Origin of the sequence: Bradyrhizobium cenepequi, assembly GCF_020329485.1 — a bacterium.
GTDB lineage: Bacteria > Pseudomonadota > Alphaproteobacteria > Rhizobiales > Xanthobacteraceae > Bradyrhizobium > Bradyrhizobium cenepequi.
In genome coordinates, this window is sequence record NZ_JAGKJI010000018.1 from 53,090 (window position 1) to 74,934 (window position 21,845).

The following is a 21,845-nucleotide window of genomic DNA, read 5'->3' on the forward strand; positions in this document are numbered from 1 at the left end:
TATGATCTTCGCGGATGACGCCGCTCGCAATTCGTCCCGCGAGCTCTTGCGCGTGGAAAACCTCGCCAAGCGCTACGACGGGGAGACAGCGATCGCGCGCGTCTCATTTTCCATCGCGGCCGGCGAAATCCTTGGCATTGTCGGTCCGAACGGGGCCGGGAAGACGACCTTGCTGGAAGTGCTTGCGGGCCTGCTTCCAGCGGAGCAAGGCGTCGCGTTCTGGTGCGGAGAGGAATTGCCGCAGCAGCGGAGAAAGGAAGCGCTGTTCTATCTGCCTGACGGCATACGGCCCTATCAGGACCGGTTCGCCATCGACGTCATGACCTTCTTTGCGCGGGTCTACAAGCGAACGGAAGCGCAGGTGGCCGCAACGATCGCTTCCGTCGGATTGACGCCGGTGCTTGGCAAGCGCGTGCATGCGCTGTCCAAGGGATTTAGCCGCCGGCTGCTGTTGGGGCTCGGCCTGCTGACGCCGCACGACGTGCTGGTGATGGACGAACCGTTCGATGGCTTCGACATCAGGCAGACGCGAGCCATCATCGACGTGATCCGCCAGGAAGCAGCGCGCGGACGCACCTTCATCCTCGCCATCCACCAGCTTGCGGATGCCGAGCGCGCCTGCGACCGCTTTCTGCTGCTCGCCGGCGGAAAAGTGCGCGGCATCGGCACCCTCGGCGAGCTGCGCGCGAAAACGGCGCTGGCCGGCGGTTCGCTGGAGGAGATTTTTCTTGCGCTCACATGAACCATATCGCGCTCGCCAGGCGCCGCTCGCTCCGCTGCTTGCGAAGGAACTGGCCGAGATTGTCTGCGGCCGGGCGCTGTGGACGATGCTGCTCCTGGTCTGTCCGTTGATCGGCTACAGCTTCGTTCAAGCCGTCTCGCTCTATGGCGAAGCGAGCGCGTCGGCGCAGCAATCTCCGGTGCTGGCGGCAAGTCTGTCGCCGCTCGACGGCATCCTGGTGCCGACGTTCGGCTCGTTCTACGTCGCGGTCACGCTGTTGTTCCCATTCGTGGCAATCCGCGTGCTGGGTCAGGAAAAGGAGTCGGGCGCGCTGAGCCTGTTGGTCCAGTTGCCCTATCGATCCTCGACGCTCATTCTTGCCAAGCTGACCGCCGTGCTCGCGGCTTGGACCCTGGTAAGCATCCCCGCTCTTTCAGCACTGGCAATCTGGGCGATGATCGGCGGGCATCTTGCGGCATCCGAGACTGTCAATCTCCTGTTCGGCCATCTGCTCTACGGCCTGCTCGTGGGCGCGATCGCACTATTCGCCGCGACCATTGCCGACAGCTCGGCCACGGCCGCCATCATTGCGCTGGCGGTGACGATCGGATCATGGGTGCTCGATTTCACCCTTGCCGGCCATTCCGGCGTCGCGGCCTTTGTCGCACAACTATCGCTGACGCAAGTGCTCCGCCCGTTCGAACAAGGCCTGTTCTCCGCCGGGCTGGTGCTCGGCGGGACCGGCGCAATCGCGGGCCTGTCCGCCCTCGCGTCCGTCTGGCTGCTGCCCGGCGTGGCAACACAAACCAAGTGCATACGTTCCGTCCCGTGCGTCCTCGCCACCCTGCTGACGCTCGGCCTGTCGACACAGATCAGGCAAACGATCGATGTCACCGAGGATCGGCGGAACTCCTTCCCGGCGGCCGATCAGCGGCTGCTCGCCACCCTCCGATTGCCTTTGATCATCAAGGTCTATCTCGCACCGGAGGATCCACGCTATGGCGATCTGCAGCGCAACGTGCTGGCGAAGCTCGATCGCGCAATGCCAAACGTTTTGATCGTTCTCGCCGGCAGCCGCCGCGATGCCGCCAGCCGACCCGCCAACGATACTTATGGCGAAATCGAATATTCCTACGGCACCCGATCGGATGTCAGCCGCTCAACCAGTCCGCGCGAAGTCCTGCCGCTGCTGTACGCCCTGGCCGGCGTGCAGCCGCCCGCGGCCGCACCTGGTGACGCATATCCGGGCTATCCGCTGGTCGCCACGGCGGATGCGACACTGTTCTGGTTCATCGGCGGGCTGCCGCTGTTGATCGCCGGCGCCTGGTGGTGGAGCCGACGGCCGCCGGTCATATCCCTGTTCACCTGCAAAGGAGCTCAACCATGACCACAGCAGGAAGCATCGGACGCGTCGCTGCCGCGACGGTTCTCGCAGTACTGGTGCTGCCGGCACTCGCCGGGCAGCCGACGAAAATCGACTTCGTCGACGACACCATTGGCGCCGAACCGAAATCGCTGGTGCCGGTCGTCGGCACCTGGCGGATCGAGAGCGATAGCGGCAAGAAGGTGCTCGCCGTGGACGGCCGGCAGTGGAAGGAGGGACAATCGTCTGCCGGGATCGCCGACAAGGCGCGCGCGCTCTATGGCGAGCGCTACGCCGAATTCCTCGACCGCGTCCAGGCCTATGCCTATTTCCCCTACGCGATCGCGCCCGACATCCAAAACTTCACCGACGGCGAGATCACGGTGCGCTTCCAGGGATTGTCAGGCCGCATCGATCAGGGTGCCGGAATCCTGTTCAACCTGAAGCCGAACGGCGACTACCTGACCATCCGCGCCAACTGTCTGGAAAACAACCTCGTGCTCTGGAAGTTCGAGAAGGGCAAGCGCTCGTCGGTCAAATGGGTGCGCAACACGCCAACCGCCACGCGCCAATGGCACGACCTCAAGATCCGCATCAACGGCACAAAGGTCGCGGGTTATCTCGATGGCAAGCTCTATCTCGAGCACACACTGGCGCAGCCCGTCTCAGGCCGCGTCGGCCTGTGGTCGAAGGCCGATAGCCACGTGCAATTCTCCGACTATACTGTCACGGCAGCCGACTGAGAAATGCATCGTGAAGCGACTCGCGTCGCGGTCGCAGCGCGGACCGGCCGGGCCCGCGACTGATCGCCACGCAGGCTGGGGCGCCCATCGGCAATCGCGCCGGTGCAAATCTGGTTGCCCTATCCCCTCCCGGGGGATAGGGTCTTGCCATGACTCATGAGCACATCCACGAAACCCATCCGGAAATCCTCAAGCGGCTTCGCAGGGCCGAAGGGCATCTGCGTCGCGTGATTGAAATGTTTGGCGAGGGGCGGCCGTGCCTCGATCTCGCCCAGCAACTTCATGCCGTCGAGAAGGCGATCAGCGAAGCCAAGCGAAGCTTGATTCACGATCATGTCGATCACTGCCTGGATACAGCAGTGAACGGTTCCGTGAAATCGACGAAGAGCGTGGTGGCCGACTTCAAGGCCATCTCCAAGTATCTCTAGGGCTGCAGTGTCCTTTCGTCCGATCAAAGAGCCGTCAATGGCAAGCCGCTCCATCATCGCAGCGATTGCCTTCATGGCCGGCGCCGCGGCCGTGGCGCTGACGCCGGGCGTGTGGGCTACGCTGCAACGCGCCGTTGGTATCGCGCCGGGCAATGCCCCGACGCAGGCCAGCAGCAAGCCCGGGCAGACCGAACCGAGGATACCCATCGTTGCCATGGACGACGACCGGATCAAGCTGGCGCACATCGACCTGGCAACGGCAGGCGCCGGAATGGTAGCGAAACGCCTGGCCGTGCCGGGGACAGTGACTCCAGATGCTGGCCGGGTGTCCCATGTTTCGGTGAAGCTGTCCGGGACAGTGGCCGAGCTGCGCAAGAATATCGGCGATGACGTCACGAAGGGGGACGTGCTTGCTGTGCTCGAAAGTCGCGAAGTAGCGGACGCCAAGAGCGAGTACCTCGCCACCCGTCTTGCCAATGAGTTGCAGCAGGACCTCACCTCACGCGACAAGTCGCTGTGGGAAGGACGAGCGGTTCCGGAGCAACAATACATCAAGTCGCGCAATGCCGCCGCGCAGACCGAGATGCGCCTCAACATCGCTCGCCAGAAGTTGCTCGCACTGGGCGTAGAGGCACACGAAATCGCCGGCCTGCCGCAATCCTCAGACACGTCGTTGCGCAGCCAGGACGTCCGCGCCCCGGTCTCGGGTCGGCTCGCCGAACGCAAGGTCGAGCTTGGCGCGGCGGTGGGGCGCGACAATCTCGAGACCGAGCTCTTTGTCATCGTCGATCTCAGCCGCGTCTGGGTCGAACTGTCTGTCTCTTCCGCCGACCTGCCTATGGTCACGGAGGGCCAGTCGGTGCGCCTCTCCGCGCGCGGACTGCCCGAGACGGCAACGGGCAAGATCGTGTTCGTCAGCCCGTTGCTCGACAAGGAAACTCGGACCGCCCGCGTCGTGGCGGCTCTCGACAATACGAATGGATACTGGCGTCCGGGATCGTTCGTCACCGCCGCGATTGCACTCAACGAGCGTCGGGTCGACGTCGTCGTGCCGGCAACCGCGATCCAGAATGTCGACGGTAGAAAGGCGATCTTCGTCCGCAGCAAGGACGGGTTTGAAAAACGCAATGTCGTGCTTGGCGAGCAGGACGGCCAGTCCGTTGAGATCGCCTCCGGAATAGCTCCCGGCGAAACCATTGCCGTTTCGAATACCTTCTCGCTCAAGGCGGAACTCGCAAAACCTCGCGACGAGGACTAGGCGATGATCGGCCGGATCGTCGATTTCTCCGTTCGCCAGCGCGGGCTCGTTGTGCTGGTCACGCTCGCTGCTGCCGCATCCGGTTTCTGGTCGCTGACCAGGCTGCCGATTGACGCCGTTCCCGACGTGACCAATGTCCAGGTCCAGGTCAACGCAGTTGCGCCGGCGCTGACGCCGGTCGAGATCGAGAAGCAGGTCACAGTGGCGCTGGAGACCGCGCTCGCCGGGACACCCGGGCTGGAATCGACCCGATCTTTCTCGCGCAACGGGTTCGCGCAGATCACCGCTGTGTTCGCCGACCGCACCGACATCTATTTTGCCCGCCAGCAGGTCGCGGAACGCATTAACGAGGCAAAGATCAACCTCCCGCCCCGCGTCGACGTCCGGATGGGACCGATCTCCACCGGCCTCGGCGAAATCTACTGGTGGGCGGTGGAATACGAAAAACCCGGGGCGACCACGCCGGTGCAGGACGGCAAGCCCGGCTGGCAGAGCGACGGCAGCTACCTCACGCCCGAAGGCGAACGGCTGACGGACGATTTTCAGCGCACGGTCTATCTCCGCACGGTCCAGGATTGGATCATCCGACCGCAGATGCGGACCGTTCCCGGCGTCGCTGGGGCGGATGCGATCGGCGGTTTCGTGAAACAGTTCCAGGTGCAGCCCGATCCGGTCCGGCTTGCAGCCTACGGGCTCTCGTTCACCCAAGTGATCGCCGCCATCGAGGCGAACAATATCAGCCGCGGCGCCAACTTCATCGAGCAAAACGGCGAAGGCGTCGTCGTCCGGGCCAGCGGGCGGGTGGAAAATCTCGATGATATCGGCAGGATCGTGGTGACGACACGAGGCGGCGTGCCGGTCCGCATGTCCGATATCGCCGACCTCGCAATCGGGAAGGAACTGCGCACCGGCAGCGCCAGCATCGACGGCCGCGAGGTGGTGCTCGGCACCGCGCTGATGCTGATTGGCGGTAACAGCCGCACGGTCGCCGCCGCTGCCGACCGCAAGATCAAGGAGATCAGCCGGACCCTGCCACCCGGCATCCGTGCCCGAACAGTCCTTAACCGAACCCAACTGGTCGACGCCACGATCGAGACGGTCGCGACCAACCTGGCAGAAGGCGCGCTGCTGGTGATCGCCGTGTTGTTCCTGATGCTTGGCAATTTCCGCGCGGCACTGATCACGGCCTGCGTGATTCCGCTGACGATGCTGTTGACCGCGACCGGCATGCTGCAGGGACGGCTCAGCGCCAACCTGATGAGCCTCGGCGCGCTCGATTTCGGCCTGATCGTCGATGGCGCCGTCATCATCGCGGAGAACAGCCTGCGGCATCTCGCCGAACGGCAGCGCGAGCTTAGGCGCGCGCTATCGTTGCCTGAGCGGCTTGAAACGGTCACCGCGTCCGCAACCGAAATGATCCGGCCGACGGTCTACGGCCAGCTCATCATCATCCTGGTCTACGTTCCGCTCCTCACCTTCACCGGCGTCGAAGGCAAGACGTTTGAGCCGATGGCGCTCACCGTCATGATCGCGCTCGTGGCCGCGTTCGTGCTGTCGTTGACCTTCGTGCCGGCGGCGATCGCGATCGCGATCTCAAAGCCTGTGCGCGAGCAGGAGAATGCCATCATCCGCGCGCTGAAATCCGCCTATGCGCCGCTGCTCTCCCGTACCGCCCGCGCGCCGCTGCCGGTGATTGGGCTGGCGTTACTTCTGATCCTCGGGGCGGGTGCGCTGTTCACCCGGCTCGGGCAGGAATTCACGCCGACGCTGGACGAGAAGAACATCGTAATGGAGGTCAAGCGCGTGCCCAGCACCTCGCTGGTGCAGGCGCAGGCGATGCAGCTCCTGATCGAGCGGTCGGTCAGCAAGTTCCCGCAGGTCGCCTTCGTATTCTCGCGAACCGGCACGCCCGACCTTGCCGCCGATCCGATGCCACCGAGCGCCTCCGACACCTACATCATCGTCAAGCCGCAGAGCGAGTGGCCGACCCCCTCGATGTCCAAGGATGATCTCATCAAGGAGATCGAAGCCGAGGCGAGCAAATTGCCGGGTAACAAGCTCGGCTTCTCGCAGCCGATCGAGATGCGCTTCAACGAATTGATCGCCGGCGTGCGCGAGGACCTGGCCGTCAAAGTCTTCGGCGACGATTTTGCCGAAATGCAACGGACGGCCGAGAGCATTGCCAACGCCCTCCGCCGGATCGAGGGTGCTCAAAACGTCAAGGTCGAGGAGACGACCGGCCTGCCGTTCCTGGAGATCAGGATCGACAAAGCCGAGATCGCGCGCCGCGGACTCAACCTCGCCACCATCCAGGACCTGATCGAAACCGCCATTGGCGGCCGGGTCGCTGGCCTCGTGTTCGAGGGTGACCGTCGCTTCCAGATCGTGGTCCGCCTGAACGACGCGTTGCGCTCCGATGTTTCCGCGCTGGAAAACCTGCCGGTGCCGCTGCCGCATGCCAACCCCAATGCACCCGCAGCTTCCATCCCCTTGCGTACCCTCGCTTCGTTCGAATTGACCGAGGGCGCCAACCAGATCAGCCGCGAAAACGGCAAGCGGCGCGTGGTCGCGACCGCCGAGGTGCGTGGGCGGGATATCGGTTCGCTGGTTGCCGAGGCGCAGGCCAAGGTTGACGAGCAGATAAAGCTCGCGCCGGGCACCTATCTGACCTGGGGCGGCCAGTTCGAGAATTTCTCGGTCGCCCGCCAACGCCTCTTGTTCGTGGTGCCAGGCTGCTTTGCGATGATTTTCCTGTTGCTGCTCGGTGCACTGGGATCGGCTCGCGATGCGGTGCTCGTCTTCAGTGCTGTCCCTCTCGCCTTGACCGGTGGCATCGTCTCGCTGTGGTTGCGCGGCATGCCGTTCTCGATCTCGGCCGCCGTCGGCTTCATCGCGCTCTCCGGCGTAGCGGTGCTGAACGGCCTCGTGATGCTGAGCCAAATCCGCAAGCTGATCGGCGATGGCATGGATACGCGGACCGCGATTCAGGAGGGCGCATTGACCCGTTTCCGGCCGGTCGTCATGACCGCTCTCGTTGCGTCGCTTGGCTTCGTGCCGATGGCGCTGGCGACCGGCACCGGTGCGGAAGTGCAGCGGCCGCTCGCCACCGTCGTGATCGGCGGGTTGCTGACGGCGACATTGCTGACGCTGCTGGTGCTGCCGGCGCTGTATGCCTATTTCGCGCGGCGGCGCTCGCAGCCGGAGACACAGCATTTCGTGCCGAGACGGGCAGCGGAATAGCCTGCCATGCTGGCCGTCCTTGCCAGCCGCACCTATCGCCACCTGTTCGCCGCCGCCCAGGTCATCGCCCTGATCGGCACCGGCCTGATGACGGTCGCACTCGGCTTGTTGGCGTTCAAGATTGCCGGCGACAGGGCCGGCGCCGTCCTGGGCACGGCGCTGGCGATCAAGATGATTGCCTATGTCGGCATCGCGCCGATTGCAGGAAGCCTGGCCGGCTATGTTCCTCGGCGGCCGTTCCTGGTCGCCATGGACCTGGTGCGGGCATCCGTCGCGGTAGCGCTGCCGTTCGTCACCGAGGTCTGGAACATCGCTTCTGCCGCTCGTCGCGCACGGCGGTGATCCGCAGTCACGCTGCAGTGGGACTAGAGATCCTTGCGGTCATCGCGCTTGGAGCATGGCCTTTGCTCATGGGATGAGTTTGTGAGCTTCGTCAGAGCAAGACAGATGCACATTTCGTTTGAACGGATGCCGTACAATCGCGCTAATTTCCTCAACCATTTCAACCTGATTTGCCCCGTCCAGTCCTCGCGCAAGAAATATTCCGCTTCCGTCGTCGGGCAAATCAGTGATTTAACTCCGCGCGTCTCACCGCAGATGAGGGGCGGCTCGCGATCGTCACGAACGTTGCGGTGAGATGCGGTGGACGCGGGTGTTGCGACTGACGAGCGCGGCACTCGCGGACGGCGAAGTCGTGTGGTCCTGGCGCCCCGACGCTGGCGCTAAGTTCTGTGGATCAAGTGTCCGCAGAGTGACGGTGGCAAGAAAGCCCGGTCACCGGGGAGAGCACGAAGTAAGCCGTAAACCACTGCGCAGGGAAAGCCGGTGTTGCTCCGGTTGACCTGTGGTCCTACCCCCGTGCTTTTTGTTGCATGGGGTCCATGGGTGCAACCGGCACCCGGCTTTCCCTGCGCCCTCACTTCGATGAGAGGGTGGAAAGTAGCCCAAAGCTCGGGCAGATCATGCCGCGAGAACGCGGACGCACGTCCCCTCCGCTGTTTGAAATTCAAATCAGAACTCACCCCGTCATTGCGAGCGGAGCGAAGCAATCCATCGCGCCGCGTGCGGAGGCATGGATTGCTTCGCTCCGCTCGCAATGACGGAATCGTAGGATGGGTAGAGCGCAGAGGCTGAGCAAGTATTCGCGACGGCCGTCCGCCCGTAGAAAATCGTTCGCCGGTATAGCGCACGCGGAGGCCATCGCGGAATTTTCCTTGCGCCACGCAGCAGGACCGAGAATGGATTTCTACTCCTTCGAGAGCCGATCGAATACTTGCTCAGCCTCGCAGCGAAACCCATCACTCGCGCCGCTTGCTCAGAAGCCTATGGGTTTCGCTGCGCTCTACCCATCCTACGGGCTGGGGTTCGCTCGCAGTGCGGCGCATCGCCCCGGAATGACGGCCAAGCAACCCCGTTAACCCTTTAATAACCATACGCTGGGCAAAAATTGCCGGGTGAAGTCGAGTGTCATCGGTCGCGTATGACGGGAGGAGATCCCCCGTGGACGCCAGCGCGGTGCCTCACTTTCGGAGCGGCGGCCCGCAAGCCGCCGGGCAGACATTTGGCGGCCGCGGCCGGCAGGCGCGGGGGATCGGGCTACCATGGTCGACGTGACGGCGGGTCAGGGCACGGCATCCGGCGGCTTCTCTTTTGCCGACATCACCAACGTCCTGAAGCGCGGCGACATCGCGCTGGCGTTCGGCATCCTCACCATCCTGGTGGTGCTGATCCTGCCGCTGCCCGCGATCGTGCTCGACCTGTTCCTGGCGATCTCGATCACGCTGTCGGTCTTGATCCTGATGACGGCGCTGTTCATCCAGGCGCCGCTGGAATTCTCCTCGTTCCCGACCATTCTGCTGATCTCGACCATGCTGCGGCTGTCGCTCAACATGGCTTCGACCCGGTTGATCCTGTCGCGCGGGCACGAGGGGACGGCGGCGGCTGGCCACGTCATCGAGGCCTTCGGCAATTTCGTGATGGGCGGCAATTTCGTGATCGGGATCATCGTGTTCGCGATCCTGGTCATCGTCAACTTCGTGGTCATCACCAAGGGTTCAGGCCGCATCGCCGAAGTCGCGGCACGCTTCCACCTGGATTCGATGCCGGGCAAGCAGATGGCAATCGACGCCGACCTCTCCGCCGGCCTGATCGACGAAAAGGTCGCCAAGGAGCGGCGCAAGGAGCTGGAGGACGAAAGCGGCTTCTTCGGCGCCATGGACGGCGCCTCGAAATTCGTCCGTGGCGACGCCATTGCCGGCCTGCTCGTCGTGTTCATCAACGTCGTCGGCGGCATCATCATCGGTGTCGCCCAGCAGGGACTGGGCTTTGGCGAAGCCGCGCGCACCTACACCGTGCTGACCGTCGGCGACGGCCTGGTGACGCAGGTCCCGGCGCTGATCGTCTCGACCGCCGCGGGCCTCCTGGTATCGAAGGCCGGCGTGTCCGGGGCCGCCGACAAGGCGCTGATGAAGCAGCTCTCGGGCTATCCGCAGGCGCTCGGCATGTCGGCCGGCGTGATGATCGTGCTGTCGCTGCTGCCGGGCATTCCCATGATCCCGTTCCTGGCGCTCGGCTCCGGCGCCGCCGCGCTGGCCTGGAACGCACGCAAGCAGAAGCATGCCGCCAAGGCCGCCGAAGCCGCAGCTGCGGCCGCCCCCGCTGTGGCGGCTGCTGCGGCTGCAGCGGCCGCCGAGGAGCCGATCTCGAGCGCGCTCAAGATCGACGACCTCAAGATCGAGCTCGGCTATGCGCTGCTCCCGCTTGTCAACGGCCCTGACGGCACCGACCGATTGACCGAGCAGATCAAGGCGCTGCGCCGCTCGCTCGCGGTCGAGATGGGCTTCGTGATGCCGGCGGTGCGCATCCTCGACAACGTCCAGCTCGAGGCCAACACCTACGTCATCAAGATCAAGGAGGTCGACGCCGGCACGGGACGGATCTGGCCGAACCAGTTCATGGTGATGGACCCCGCCGGCAACCAGGTCCAGGTCCCCGGCATCCACACCGTCGAGCCGACGTTTGGTCTGCCCGCAACCTGGGTCGACGCCGCGCTGAAGGAAGAGGCCTCGCTGAAGGGCTACACCGTGGTCGATGCTGCGACCGTGCTGTCAACGCACCTCACTGAACTGCTCAAGAACAACATGTCGGACTTGCTGTCCTACGGCGAGGTGCAGAAGCTGCTCAAGGAGCTGCCGAAGGAGCAGGGCGAGCTGATCAAGGATATCGTGCCAAGCCAGGTCACGATCTCCGGCATCCAGCGCGTGCTGCAATTGCTGCTGGCCGAGCGCGTCTCGATCCGCGACCTCTCGACCATCCTCGAAGGCATCGCGGACGCGCTTGCCTTCTCGCGCAATCCGGCGACCATGGTCGAGCATGTCCGCGCGCGCCTGGCGCGGCAGATCTGCGCGCAGAATACCTCCTACAACGGCTACCTGCCGCTGATCGCACTATCGGCGCGCTGGGAGCAGGCGTTCGCGGAATCGATCGTAGGCACCGGCGAGGACCGGAGCCTTGCGATGCAGCCGTCGAAACTGTCGGAGTTCATGACCGCCACCCGCAATGCCTTCGAGCAGGCCGCGCGCGAAGGCGAGGCGCCGGTGCTGGTGACTTCGGCGGCGATCCGGCCCTTTGTTCGCTCACTGGTTGAGCGGTTCCGCTCGCAGACCACGGTTCTGTCGCAGGCCGAGATCCATCCGCGGGCACGCTTGAAGACGGTCGGTAGCGTGTAACCGGGCACAAATCGGTTGCTTGGCGGCGAAGCATTTTCGTCACATGCAACTTGTTTGTGGAAAATGGCTTAATTTCAACAGCTTACCGGCAGTGCATGGCACTTTCGATCTAAAACATTGAAATAACTAGATAATATTCTCTCCAACGTTGATCTTGATCGCGTTGGATCACGTCTATTCACGGGCTTGTGATGACCTCTACGGAACGGAATTCGCGATTCCTATGTTGGAAAGGCGCGACGATGTTGAACCTGTCGGAAGAGGTGTCCGACAAAAGTAAAGCGACAGGGAAGGCGGCAGGAGACCTTCATGAACCACTCGATCTACAGCGCGGATCGAACGACCCATCTGAAGATTGTGGTCGTCGCACTCGTGGCGGGTGTGATCGTTGCCGGCATCGGCATCATGTCGCGCACGAGCGCGGACGAGTACCAGACCGCGCGGGTGATGAAGGCCGGCAAGCCGGTGGCCATCACTTCATCGAACAATTCGCTCATACGTTAGAGAAGGATTTTACGGAATTCACGTGGTTCTTTACAGCCCCCCAAAGGCCACGTGGATATTTAAGACCCCCAACTACCCCCAAGTTGACTATCGAAAACGCCCGCTCCCCACGGGCGTTTTCTTTTTATCTGAATCAGCGGTTCCCCGCCGGCGCGGGCGGCACGCTCTCGATCAGCTTGCCGGAAAAGATCGGCGCCGAAGTAGGGCTGCCCGTCGGCGATCCGCCCGCCTGCTCGACGGTGACGGCAAAGGTCGCGTCGTTGATCGTGGCGGCATCGTAGGACGACGGCACCGGGCGCTCGGTGAACTCACCCGCGCCGATGACGCCGAGCGAGCGCGGCTGCGGAAGCTGGTCGGAGATCAGCCAGAGCTCAAAGCTCTTGCCGGCCTCCGGCGTCGCCCCGACCCGGCGCACCGTGAAATTCTTGGTGGCGGCATCGACGGTCAGGATGAAGGCCGGCGAGTTGCCGTCCTGCTGCAACACGGCGACATATTGTCCCGATGGCGGCGTCTTCACTTCCGCAATCTGCGCGCGGGGCGTCGGACGGATGGCGTCAGGCAGGGACTCGGGCTGGTAGACTTGAAGCCCCAGCACCACCAGGAGCGCCGCCGCAATCGCGCTGACCGCCGACGCCACGCCGCGCCAGCGCCTCAGCCGGCTTGTGAGTTGGACGACGCGGCCGTCGTCGACGATCGGCGCTTGCTGGACCGGCGCCTCCGCGACTGTCTGCTCGACGGGCGGTGGCGGGGACGGCACTTCCGGCGGCAGCGCCAACGGCGCCCGCGGTGCGGAGGACTGACTGATCGCGCTCTTGATGTTCTCCCACACGATCGGCCGCGGCTCGACCAGGCCCACCATCTGGTTGAGCGGGCCGAGCCTGAATTCCCAAGCCTGCACGAGGGCGGCGAACTCCTTGTCCATCGCCATCATGGTCTCGACCTGCGCGCGCTCCTCCGCATCGAGCGTGCCCAGCGCATACTCGGCGGCGAGCGCGATATGGTCCTCGTTATCGGCCATCACGCAAATATCAAGATCTTCAAGGTCCAAGCAGCCTTCAAAACCCAAGACACTCCCTGATCTCCAGCAGGCTGCGGCGCAGCCATGTCTTCACCGTGTTCACTGGCGTCTCGAACTTGGCGGCGAGTTGCTCGCGGCTCCAGCCGTTGTAATAGGCGAGCAGCACGAGCTTCTGCCGGTCCGGCTCCAGACGGCCGACGCATTCCAGCAGCCGGCGCAGTTCTTCCGTCATCTCGCGCCGCGCCAGCGGATCGGGCGTCTCGGCCGCGACCTCCATCGCCGCAGGCTCTTCCTCCAGCGAGATTTCGCTCTTCTTGCGGACCAGGTCGATGGCGCGGTTGCGAGCAATGGATGTCATCCAGGTGATCGGCGACGCCAGCGCCGGATTGAATTGTCCCGCGCTGTTCCAGATCTTGACGTAGGTATCCTGAATGACCTCCTCGGCAAGATCCTGTCGCCGCAAGATACGCAGGACAACTCCGAAGAGTTTCGCCCGTGTGGCCGCGTACAAGCGCTCGAAAGCGGCCTCATCCCCCTTCGCAACGGCGGCGACCAGCCAGACCAACTCAGCCGGCGTCAGCATTCAGCATCCCCCAATTGCGATCCCTGTTCGCCTGATGCCGGGAATTAATCCTATCTGCCTCGTAGCATAGTTTGGCACGCCGCGATCCACCAGCCGATCGGATGCGGCGGCCTTTCCAAAGCAAAACCCGGGCCTTGCAGCCCGGGTTTGGTTCCCGTCCGACGCGCAGAGGTTCAGGATTCAGGCGACGCCGAGGCGCGCGCGCATCAAGCCGATCGAGTCCATGTCAGCCTGCTCGCGGGCGCTCTCTTCAGCGCGCTCGCGGGCCTGGTCGCGCTCATCCAGGAGTTCAACCTTCTTGAGTTCCTCGAAGGCTTCGCCGAGCTGTGCCTTGGCCTCTTCGAGTTGGATGCGTAGTTCGTCAGCGGAGCGGGTCAGGTTTTCGCGGCGCTGGATCGCGGCCTTGGCATAGGTCGGATAGGCGAAGTGGGCGGGATCGTTGATCCCGGCGCGCTCCTGCTCGGCCTGAATCTCGCGTTCAAGCTCCACCGACATGCGCTGGAAATCGGCGATCATGCCTTCAATCTGGGCGACCCTGCGGCGCTTCTCGTCGACCTGAAACTTCTTCAGGCGGATCAGCGTGTCACGTGACTTCATCGACTCATACTCCCCAGAAGTCCCGATTTTGAACGCGGGACAAGGCCGGCTCCCCCTGGGCCCCGCCGGCGCAGCTAATGACGTGCCGTGGATGATGGCCCGACAAAGTTAGCGTTCCGTTTCCAAATTCGAGAGGATTTGCGCCAATTGCCGATAGCCGTCGGCAAGGCTCACGGACTCGCCCTTGGCTTGGCGCAGGAAGGCCTCCAAAGGCTCGTGCAGCCGGATCGCCTCGTCCACTTCCGGGCTGGAACCCGACCGATAGGCGCCGAGCCGGATCAACTCCTCCATATCGGCATACGTCGCCATCACCTGGCGCGCCCTGGTGATAACGGGGAGAAACGCCGGATCGGCCGAACGCGGCATCGTGCGCGAGACCGACTTGAGGATGTTGATCGCCGGATAACGCCCACGCTCGGCGATCGAACGCTGCATCACGATGTGACCATCGAGGATGCCGCGCACGGCATCCGCGATCGGCTCATTGTGGTCGTCGCCATCGACCAGCACCGTGAAAATCGCGGTGATGGCGCCGGTCCCTGTCCCCGGCCCTGCCCGCTCCAGAAGCTTCGGCAGTTCGGTGAACACCGTCGGCGTGTAGCCCTTGGCCGTGGGCGGCTCACCGGCGGACAGGCCGATCTCGCGCTGCGCCATGGCAAAGCGCGTCACCGAATCCATCAGGCACAGAACGTCCTTGTCCTCGTCGCGAAAATACTCCGCGATCGCGAGCGTGAGATAGGCGGCCTGCCGCCGCATCAAAGCCGGCTCGTCGGAAGTCGCGACCACGACCACTGACCGCGCGAGCCCCTCCTCGCCGAGGTCCTCCTGGAGGAATTCCTGCACCTCGCGGCCGCGTTCGCCGATCAGCCCGACCACCGAGATGTCGGCATCGACGTTGCGCGCCAGCATCGACAGCAGCACCGACTTGCCAACGCCTGAGCCGGCGAAGATGCCGAGCCGCTGGCCGCGGCAGCAGGTCAGGAACGTGTTAAGCGGGCGGATGCCGAGATCGAGCGGGCGGCCGACCCGCTTGCGCGAATGCGCTGGCGGCGGCGAATTGCGGAAGGGAACGGGAGAGGCACCCTGCGGCAGCGGACCCTTGCCGTCGATCGGCTCACCCATCGCATTGACGACGCGGCCGAGCCAGGCCGGCGACGGCCGCACGAAGCCGGCGGCATTGGCGATCACAGCACGGCAGCCGCGCCTGACGCCTTCGAGGCCGCCGAACGGCATCACCACCGCGTTGCTGCCGGAGAAGCCGATTACCTCGGCCGGAATGAAGCGATTGCCGCCGACATCGATCACGATCCGGGCGCCGACCGACATCGCATGGATGGGGCCGGCGATCTCAACCATCAGCCCGCGGACGCCGACCACGCGGCCATAAATATTGACGCCGTCGATGTCGCCGATCTGTTCCGCGAGCGCCTTCATTGCGAAAACCTTAAGTTTCGCCGATTTCTGCGCATCCGCTTAACTTCGTGTTTACCCGCATCATTAATCATTGCGTCACTGTCTTTGGGTGACTGAGGTCGCTTGCCTGTTCAGAAGAAGGGCGAGTCGCGAGAGTCGGTTAGTGCCGCCTCTTAATATGGAGCTTGAACGAGAACGGATGAGAAAAGCTGCTTCCACGCAACATCTTAGGGCGATTCGAAAAAAAATGCACCGCGGACCTTGCGAATGGGAATCAGTTTTTGTTAACCATGTCTCGTCAGGATCCGAATCAGTTGTGCAAAGGCGTTTTGTGAGTGCCGCAAGTGCGGCCGACCTGACGCCCAGGAGCGGCGACTAAAGGGGACTGGCATGCGCGTTTTGCTGATAGAAGATGACAGCGCCGTCGCGCAGTCGATCGAATTGATGCTCAAATCCGAGAGTTTCAACGTCTATACGACGGACCTCGGCGAAGAAGGCGTCGACCTCGGCAAACTTTACGACTACGACATTATCCTTCTCGACCTCAACCTGCCTGACATGTCCGGCTACGACGTGCTGAAGCAGCTCCGGGTCTCCAAGATCAAAACCCCCATTCTGATCCTCTCCGGCCTCGCCGGCATCGAGGACAAGGTCAAAGGTCTCGGCGTCGGCGCCGACGACTACATGACCAAGCCCTTCCACAAGGACGAGCTGGTCGCGCGCATCCACGCCATCGTGCGCCGCTCCAAGGGTCATGCCCAGTCCGTCATCCAGACCGGCGACCTCGTGGTCAATCTCGACACCAAGACGGTGGAAGTCGGCGGCCAGCGCGTGCACCTGACCGGCAAGGAATACCAGATGCTGGAGCTGCTCTCGCTGCGCAAGGGCACCACGCTGACCAAGGAAATGTTCCTGAACCACCTCTATGGCGGCATGGACGAGCCGGAATTGAAGATTATCGACGTCTTCATCTGCAAGCTGCGCAAGAAGCTCGCCAACGCCTCCGAAGGCCGCAACTTCATCGAGACCGTATGGGGCCGTGGCTACGTGCTGCGCGAGCCGCACGAGGCCGACGAGCGCATCCCGGCCTGATCACCCGATCTCGCTCCTCCGACCAGACCCCGCCGGAACGGCGGGGTTTTTGTTTTGCACCACGGCTCGCATAAATAGCGCGAACCGGCCGCTCGGTTGCGCCTGCGCTGCTAAGTACCCAGCGCGGTCGATGTCTCACCGAGTGTTGCCTTCGCGGCATCGCTCACCCGACCTGCCGCACTTCATCGATACATTTCATCTCAGCCGATCGAAACTTCGCAAAAACTGCTACGATGGCTTCCCGGGGAAGGAATATCGCTCCTCAAGGCAAGGAGTTACGCAAATGGGTATTCTCTGGACCATCATCATCGGCTTTATCGCCGGGGTCATCGCCAAATTCATCATGCCGGGCGACAACGAGCCGTCAGGCTTCATCATGACCACGATCCTTGGAATCGTCGGCGCCTTCGTCGCAACGTATCTCGGACAAGCCCTCGGCTGGTACGGCCCGGATCAAGGCGCAGGGCTTATCGGTGCAGTCGTCGGCGCGATCATTGTCTTGTTCGTGTACGGCCTCTTTGCGAGCCGGCGAACGACTTGAAAGGCTCATTCGTGGCGGGCGGTGTCTAGTTGCGGAGATACCGCCGCTGTTCACGCCGATCAGCGCCCGCTGTCGCTGACGATTTGCCGTTCGTCATGCTAGCTGCGCGAGCTGATGGAGATTGCGGCGCATGTCGAACTTCGATCTGGCACTGTCAGTTGGGCTTGGCATCGGCTTGGCCGCCGCAACCGGCTTCCGGCTGTTCCTGCCGCTGCTGATCCTAAGCGTCGCCGCCAACACCGGTCATGCCGACCTGAATGAGGGCTTCGCATGGCTCGGTACACCGGCCGCGGTTGTCATGCTCGGCACGGCAGCCATAGCGGAGATCGCCGCGTTCTACATTCCGGGTGTAGACAACCTGCTCGATACGGTGGCGACGCCCGGTGCCGTCGTCGCGGGGACGATTGTTTCCGCCGCTGTTATGACCGACCTGCCGCCAATGGTGAAATGGACGGCGGCCATTATCGCGGGAGGCGGCATTGCCGGCATCACGCAAGGTCTGACCGCAATGCTCAGGGCTAAATCCACTATCTTCACGGGTGGTCTTGGGAATTCTGTCGTTGCGACCGCCGAGCTCGGGAGTGCCTCTCTGATCTCGCTTCTGGCGCTGGCAGCGCCGCTCGCCGCGCTCGCGCTGCTCATCCTGTTTTTCTGGCTGGCATACCGCCTGCTTCGTGGCTCGACTCGGGCATCGCATCGGCCAAATGAACCATAAGGGGGTCACCGGTTGTGAAGGTTGTGATCACTCAAGCGACGTTCACGACGAAATCATAGCGGCCGATCTTGCCGTCGGGCGCGTTGTCGATGCGCATCAGCAAGCGGCGGTCGAATATGCCGTCGCGGCTGTTGGCGCGCGCATCGTCCGGAAAGTAGAGCTGCGTAGTGAGAACCCGCTGACCCGGCGCCGCGATCTTGACGTGGAAGTGCCGTGTGCGCCCGGGATAAATGCCCGGCACGATGGTCTCAAAAACATAGCGTCCCTGCGCATCCGTGATCTGATATCCACGTAACTTGTAGGCGGCATTGTCGTAAGCGCCACGCGCGTCAGCGTGCCAGAGGTCGACGACCGCGTTCGCGACAGGCTGGCAGCGCCTGTCGATAACAAAGCCGGTCAATGTGATCGCCTCGCCCGTTGCATCGCCCCGGAAGTCGCGCTTCATGGGTGTGCGCGGCGTGTAGAATGGCCCTTCGGTTTGCGAAACGGTGGGCGCGTTGTCGGCACCACATGATGGCGTTTCGGGCAGCAGTTGCGCTTGTGCCGGATCGGACTGCCATAGCTCCGAAGCAGCAATACCGAGCGACGTTGCAGCCAGCCAGCGACCGATGGCCTGACGTCGCGTCAACTGATGATCTTTCATCGGGGATTGCCAACCTGTCTCCATGGGCGCCCGCCGAGATTTTGCACGACGGCTTATCGAGCCAGGATGGTACGGCCGACATTGGCCGACATCACGCAGCAGGCAGTCAAAGCTCCGTGATTTGCTTCGCCAAGGCAGCCGTCGTCCGAAACCGGGGTTTGCTCGGTAGGCCGGCTGAGGGAGCATCACTTCATGCACCGCGCGATCCTTTGAGAACGCGGATCAGCGCGCCGCGGAAGCGACCGCCTTGAGCCCGATCGGCGCGCCGGCGCGCGTGAACGGTGCTGTGCCCAGGCAATAGAGACCCCGGCGGTCGGGATAGGGCTTGAAGATGCTGGTGATGCCAACCACGGATTCCGCTGCCCCGAGCGCCAGCACGCCGTCGGGCTCCAGCATTTTCGCAAGCCGCGCGAAGATGTCCGTCTTCGTCTCCTGATCGAAATAGATCAGCACGTTCCGGCAGAAGATCACATCGAACATGCCGAGATGGGAGAAGTCCTGCAGCAGGTTGAGTTGACGATGCTGCACCATGGCGCGGACATCGGCATTGAGCTGCCAGAACTCGCCGATCTGCGTGAAGTATTTCACCAGGAGCTGGATCGGTAGGCCGCGCTGCACCTCGAACTGGCTGAAGATTCCAGCCTTGGATTTTTCCAGAACCGCCTGCGACAAGTCGGTCGCGACGATCTCGGTGCGCCAGCCCGACAGCGCCGCGCCCATTTCCTTCAGGCACATCGCGATCGAGTAAGGCTCCTGCCCCGTGGACGATGCCGCGCACCAGATCCGCAGTGAACGCCGTGCGGCGCGCGCCTGCAGCAGCGCCGGCAGCACCGCCTGCCTTAAATGATCAAATGGAATCTTGTCGCGGAAAAAGAAGGTCTCGTTGGTGGTCATCGCCTCGACCACTTCCGATGTCACCGCCTCGGCACCAGCGCCCTTTATCTTCTGGACCAATTCCGGAATGCCGGCCAACCCTGACTTGCGCGCGAGCGGCACCAGTCGGCTCTCGACCAGATATTGCTTGTCGGATGACAGGTCGAGACCGGACCGCTCCTTCAGGAGCTTGCGCAGATAGTCATAATCCAACGGCGTCACGAACGATCTCCAGCAAAGAACCGGTTAAGTTTCGGTCCGATCTCCTTGAGCGGCAGCACCGCCGCGCAGATCCCCGCATTCGCCGCCGCACCCGGCATGCCCCACACAACGCTGGTCGCCTCGTCCTGGGCAATCACGCTGCCGCCGGCGGCGACGATGTCCTTGCCGCCGCGCATCCCGTCCGACCCCATGCCGGTCAGGATCACCGACATGATGCCGCCCTGCCAGACGTCGATCGCTGAGGTGAACATGGGATCAACCGCAGGCTTGCAGAAATTCACCGGCGGCCCGTCATCGAGCGCGATCGTGATCTCGCCACCGCGGCGCGCGACGCGCATATGGCGGCCGCCCGGCGCAAGATAGATCTGGCCGGCCTTGACGGTCTCGCCGTCGACCGCTTCATGCCCAGGCCGGCGGCTGGCACGCGCGAGATGCTCGGCAAGGATCGTGGTGAAAGTCGGCGGCATGTGCTGGGTGATCAGCACCGGAAAGCGGTCGATTACCGGTCCGATCTCGGCAACCAGCGCCATCAGCGCCTGCGGACCGCCGGTCGATGAGCCGATCAACAGCACCTTCGGCGCCAGCATGCCGAAGGGGCGGCGCGCCAACCCCTGCTGCGCCGCGGCCGGGTGGATCGCGGCTTCGCGTGCCTTGTCCGGCACCGGGGCCAGTACGTGGCTTGCGACGGCCGGCGCCGCGGGGCGGCGTAGCCTGGCGCCGAGATGGCGAATCTTCTGGATCAGGTCGTGCCGAAAGGTCTCGGCGGCGCCAGCCTCGCGCGTGCTCTCGGGCTTCGGAATGTAATCGGCCGCGCCGAGCGACAGCGCCTTCAGGCTGATCTCCGCGTTGCGGCGGGTCAGCGTCGAGGCCATGATGATGACGAGATCACGCTTCTTGGCGAGCAGCTTCGGCAGCGCCGAGATGCCATCGAGCTCCGGCATCTCGATGTCGAGCACGGCGACATCGGGATTGACGCGCTCGAGCTGGTTGACGGCGTCGAGACCGGTGCGGAAGGAAGCCGTCACCTGCATGTCGGACTCGGCGCCGATCCAGCGTGAGATCATCCCGCGGATGACGACGGAGTCGTCGACCACCATGACCCGCAACGGCTCCGCTGTCGTCGAAGTTCGGGCCGGGGCATTTTTCAACGCAACACTCATCGCTTCACCAACGGCTCAACGGCACGCCTTCTCCGGATCATGCTCTCATGCCGATGGCTTTCAGCCGCCGGATCGAACACGACGCTCAGATCAGGCCGACCTCCTGGAACTTCGCGGTGACGATGTCTCTGTCGAACGGCTTCATGATGTATTCATTGGCACCGGCATGCAGCGCACGGGCGATATGCGCGACGTCGTTCTCGGTGGTGCAGAACACCACCTTGGGCTGATCGCCGCCGGGCATCCGCCGCAGATTGCCGAGGAATTCATAGCCATCCATCACCGGCATGTTCCAGTCGAGCAGCACAGCGGTGGGCATGGCGCGCTTGCAGGCTTCTAGCGCCTTCTCGCCGTCTTCGGCTTCGACAATCTGGAAATCCAGGCCTTCCAGGATGCGACGCGCGACCTTGCGAATGACGCTGGAGTCATCGACGACAAGACAGGTTCTCATGTTGGGCCTCTACTTCCTCATCCCGCGAGGGACGTTTCCGTTTCAGTTCTTCAATAGGCTTGCCTGCCAAGGCGATGGCTAGGCCGCCTTCGCATCCGGCATCAGTTCGAGCACGCGGTCGACGTCGAGGACGACCATGAGCTGGCCGTCGAGGCGATGGACGCCGCCGGCGAGCTTGGCCATCCGCGGGTCGAGGTTGACCGGATTTTCCTCCCGGCTGTCGTCGGGCAGACGCAGCACCTCGCCGATCTGGTCGATCAAGAGGCCATAGGATTCGCCGCGGAGATCAACGCCGACCGCCATCGGCGGCTTGCCATCGTCATTCTTCGGCAGGCCGAGCCGCGCGCGCATATCGACGACGGTGACGATGCGGCCGCGCAGGTTGAGCACGCCCGCGATCTCGCTGGAGGACAGCGGCACGCGGGTCAGCCGCTCCGGCATGAACACGTCCTGCACGCGAGAGATCGGCAGGCCGAACAATTGCCCGCCGATCACGGCGGTGACGTATTCGGCCATGGTGCCTTCGATAGTGTCGGTCTTGCTGGTCATCGT

At 63.4% G+C, this 21,845-nt stretch carries 20 protein-coding genes and 1 pseudogene; 12 read left to right on the plus strand and 9 right to left on the minus strand.

The window, feature by feature from the left end; all coding sequences use genetic code 11:
• Position 1: 1 nt before the first annotated feature.
• The 9 genes and pseudogenes from J6497_RS19860 (at position 2) to J6497_RS19900 (ending at position 11,985) form a co-directional block, all read left to right on the plus strand.
• A complete protein-coding gene (locus tag J6497_RS19860) occupies positions 2-742 on the plus strand; it encodes an ABC transporter ATP-binding protein (RefSeq protein ID WP_225705970.1) in 741 nt (246 codons plus the stop codon).
• On the plus strand, positions 729-2,108 hold the full coding sequence (locus J6497_RS19865; protein WP_225705971.1) for an ABC transporter permease: 1,380 nt from the start codon (positions 729-731) through the stop codon (positions 2,106-2,108). The genes J6497_RS19860 and J6497_RS19865 overlap by 14 nt, the downstream gene beginning before the upstream one ends.
• Positions 2,105-2,827 carry a LamG domain-containing protein gene (locus tag J6497_RS19870; protein WP_225705972.1) on the plus strand — a complete coding sequence of 241 codons (723 nt, stop codon included), beginning with the start codon at positions 2,105-2,107 and terminating at the stop codon, positions 2,825-2,827. Before J6497_RS19865 ends, J6497_RS19870 begins: the two co-directional genes overlap by 4 nt.
• Positions 2,828-2,976: 149 nt before the next feature.
• The gene (locus tag J6497_RS19875) at positions 2,977-3,255 is read left to right on the plus strand and encodes a metal-sensing transcriptional repressor (protein ID WP_225705973.1); all 279 of its coding nucleotides are present in this window, start codon (positions 2,977-2,979) and stop codon (positions 3,253-3,255) included.
• A gap of 73 nt (positions 3,256-3,328) precedes the next feature.
• Positions 3,329-4,513 carry an efflux RND transporter periplasmic adaptor subunit gene (locus tag J6497_RS19880; RefSeq protein WP_225705974.1) on the plus strand — a complete coding sequence of 395 codons (1,185 nt, stop codon included), beginning with the start codon at positions 3,329-3,331 and terminating at the stop codon, positions 4,511-4,513.
• Between the two features lie 3 nt (positions 4,514-4,516).
• Positions 4,517-7,753, plus strand: coding sequence for an efflux RND transporter permease subunit (locus tag J6497_RS19885; protein WP_225705975.1), 3,237 nt, complete (start codon positions 4,517-4,519; stop codon positions 7,751-7,753).
• Positions 7,754-7,759: 6 nt separating this feature from the next.
• Positions 7,760-8,065, plus strand: a pseudogene (locus tag J6497_RS19890) (MFS transporter); the annotation flags it as partial.
• 1,289 nt (positions 8,066-9,354) lie between these two features.
• The gene (flhA, locus tag J6497_RS19895; RefSeq protein WP_225705976.1) at positions 9,355-11,481 is read left to right on the plus strand and encodes a flagellar biosynthesis protein FlhA; all 2,127 of its coding nucleotides are present in this window, start codon (positions 9,355-9,357) and stop codon (positions 11,479-11,481) included.
• 309 nt (positions 11,482-11,790) lie between these two features.
• Positions 11,791-11,985: a hypothetical protein gene (locus tag J6497_RS19900; RefSeq protein WP_225705977.1), complete on the plus strand. Its 195-nt coding sequence runs from the start codon at positions 11,791-11,793 to the stop codon at positions 11,983-11,985.
• A 133-nt stretch (positions 11,986-12,118) separates the two neighbouring features.
• Here the strand turns inward: J6497_RS19900 and J6497_RS19905 are convergent, their stop codons facing one another.
• From J6497_RS19905 to fliI, 4 genes are all read right to left on the minus strand, one after another.
• Complete coding sequence (locus J6497_RS19905; protein ID WP_225705978.1) at positions 12,119-13,003, minus strand: anti-sigma factor; 885 nt, start codon at positions 13,001-13,003, stop codon at positions 12,119-12,121.
• Positions 13,004-13,040: 37 nt separating this feature from the next.
• Entirely contained in the window at positions 13,041-13,586 is a 546-nt protein-coding gene (locus J6497_RS19910; protein WP_225705979.1) for a sigma-70 family RNA polymerase sigma factor, read from the minus strand.
• A gap of 180 nt (positions 13,587-13,766) precedes the next feature.
• Complete coding sequence (gene fliJ, locus J6497_RS19915; RefSeq protein WP_225705980.1) at positions 13,767-14,183, minus strand: flagellar export protein FliJ; 417 nt, start codon at positions 14,181-14,183, stop codon at positions 13,767-13,769.
• A gap of 108 nt (positions 14,184-14,291) precedes the next feature.
• Positions 14,292-15,617, minus strand: a complete 1,326-nt coding sequence (gene fliI / locus J6497_RS19920; protein ID WP_225705981.1) for a flagellar protein export ATPase FliI — start codon at positions 15,615-15,617, stop codon at positions 14,292-14,294.
• A gap of 369 nt (positions 15,618-15,986) precedes the next feature.
• Between fliI and ctrA the strand changes: the two genes are divergently transcribed.
• The 3 genes from ctrA (at position 15,987) to J6497_RS19935 (ending at position 17,944) form a co-directional block, all read left to right on the plus strand.
• Complete coding sequence (gene ctrA, locus J6497_RS19925) at positions 15,987-16,688, plus strand: response regulator transcription factor CtrA (RefSeq protein WP_016848562.1); 702 nt, start codon at positions 15,987-15,989, stop codon at positions 16,686-16,688.
• A 283-nt stretch (positions 16,689-16,971) separates the two neighbouring features.
• The gene (locus tag J6497_RS19930) at positions 16,972-17,229 is read left to right on the plus strand and encodes a GlsB/YeaQ/YmgE family stress response membrane protein (protein ID WP_225705982.1); all 258 of its coding nucleotides are present in this window, start codon (positions 16,972-16,974) and stop codon (positions 17,227-17,229) included.
• 130 nt (positions 17,230-17,359) lie between these two features.
• Complete coding sequence (locus tag J6497_RS19935; protein ID WP_225705983.1) at positions 17,360-17,944, plus strand: DUF4126 domain-containing protein; 585 nt, start codon at positions 17,360-17,362, stop codon at positions 17,942-17,944.
• A gap of 31 nt (positions 17,945-17,975) precedes the next feature.
• On the opposite strand, the gene J6497_RS40975 is transcribed toward J6497_RS19935, so the two are convergent.
• The 5 genes from J6497_RS40975 to J6497_RS19960 form a co-directional block, all read right to left on the minus strand.
• Entirely contained in the window at positions 17,976-18,785 is an 810-nt protein-coding gene (locus J6497_RS40975; RefSeq protein WP_225705984.1) for a dioxygenase family protein, read from the minus strand.
• Positions 18,786-18,809: 24 nt separating this feature from the next.
• Complete coding sequence (locus J6497_RS19945) at positions 18,810-19,682, minus strand: CheR family methyltransferase (RefSeq protein ID WP_225705985.1); 873 nt, start codon at positions 19,680-19,682, stop codon at positions 18,810-18,812.
• Positions 19,679-20,842 (minus strand): protein-glutamate methylesterase/protein-glutamine glutaminase, encoded by a 1,164-nt coding sequence (locus tag J6497_RS19950; protein ID WP_225705986.1) that lies wholly within the window; start codon positions 20,840-20,842, stop codon positions 19,679-19,681. The genes J6497_RS19945 and J6497_RS19950 overlap by 4 nt, the downstream gene beginning before the upstream one ends.
• An 85-nt stretch (positions 20,843-20,927) precedes the next feature.
• Positions 20,928-21,293, minus strand: coding sequence for a response regulator (locus J6497_RS19955; RefSeq protein ID WP_027578766.1), 366 nt, complete (start codon positions 21,291-21,293; stop codon positions 20,928-20,930).
• Between the two features lie 78 nt (positions 21,294-21,371).
• Positions 21,372-21,842, minus strand: a complete 471-nt coding sequence (locus tag J6497_RS19960; protein ID WP_027578765.1) for a chemotaxis protein CheW — start codon at positions 21,840-21,842, stop codon at positions 21,372-21,374.
• Positions 21,843-21,845: the final 3 nt, after the last annotated feature.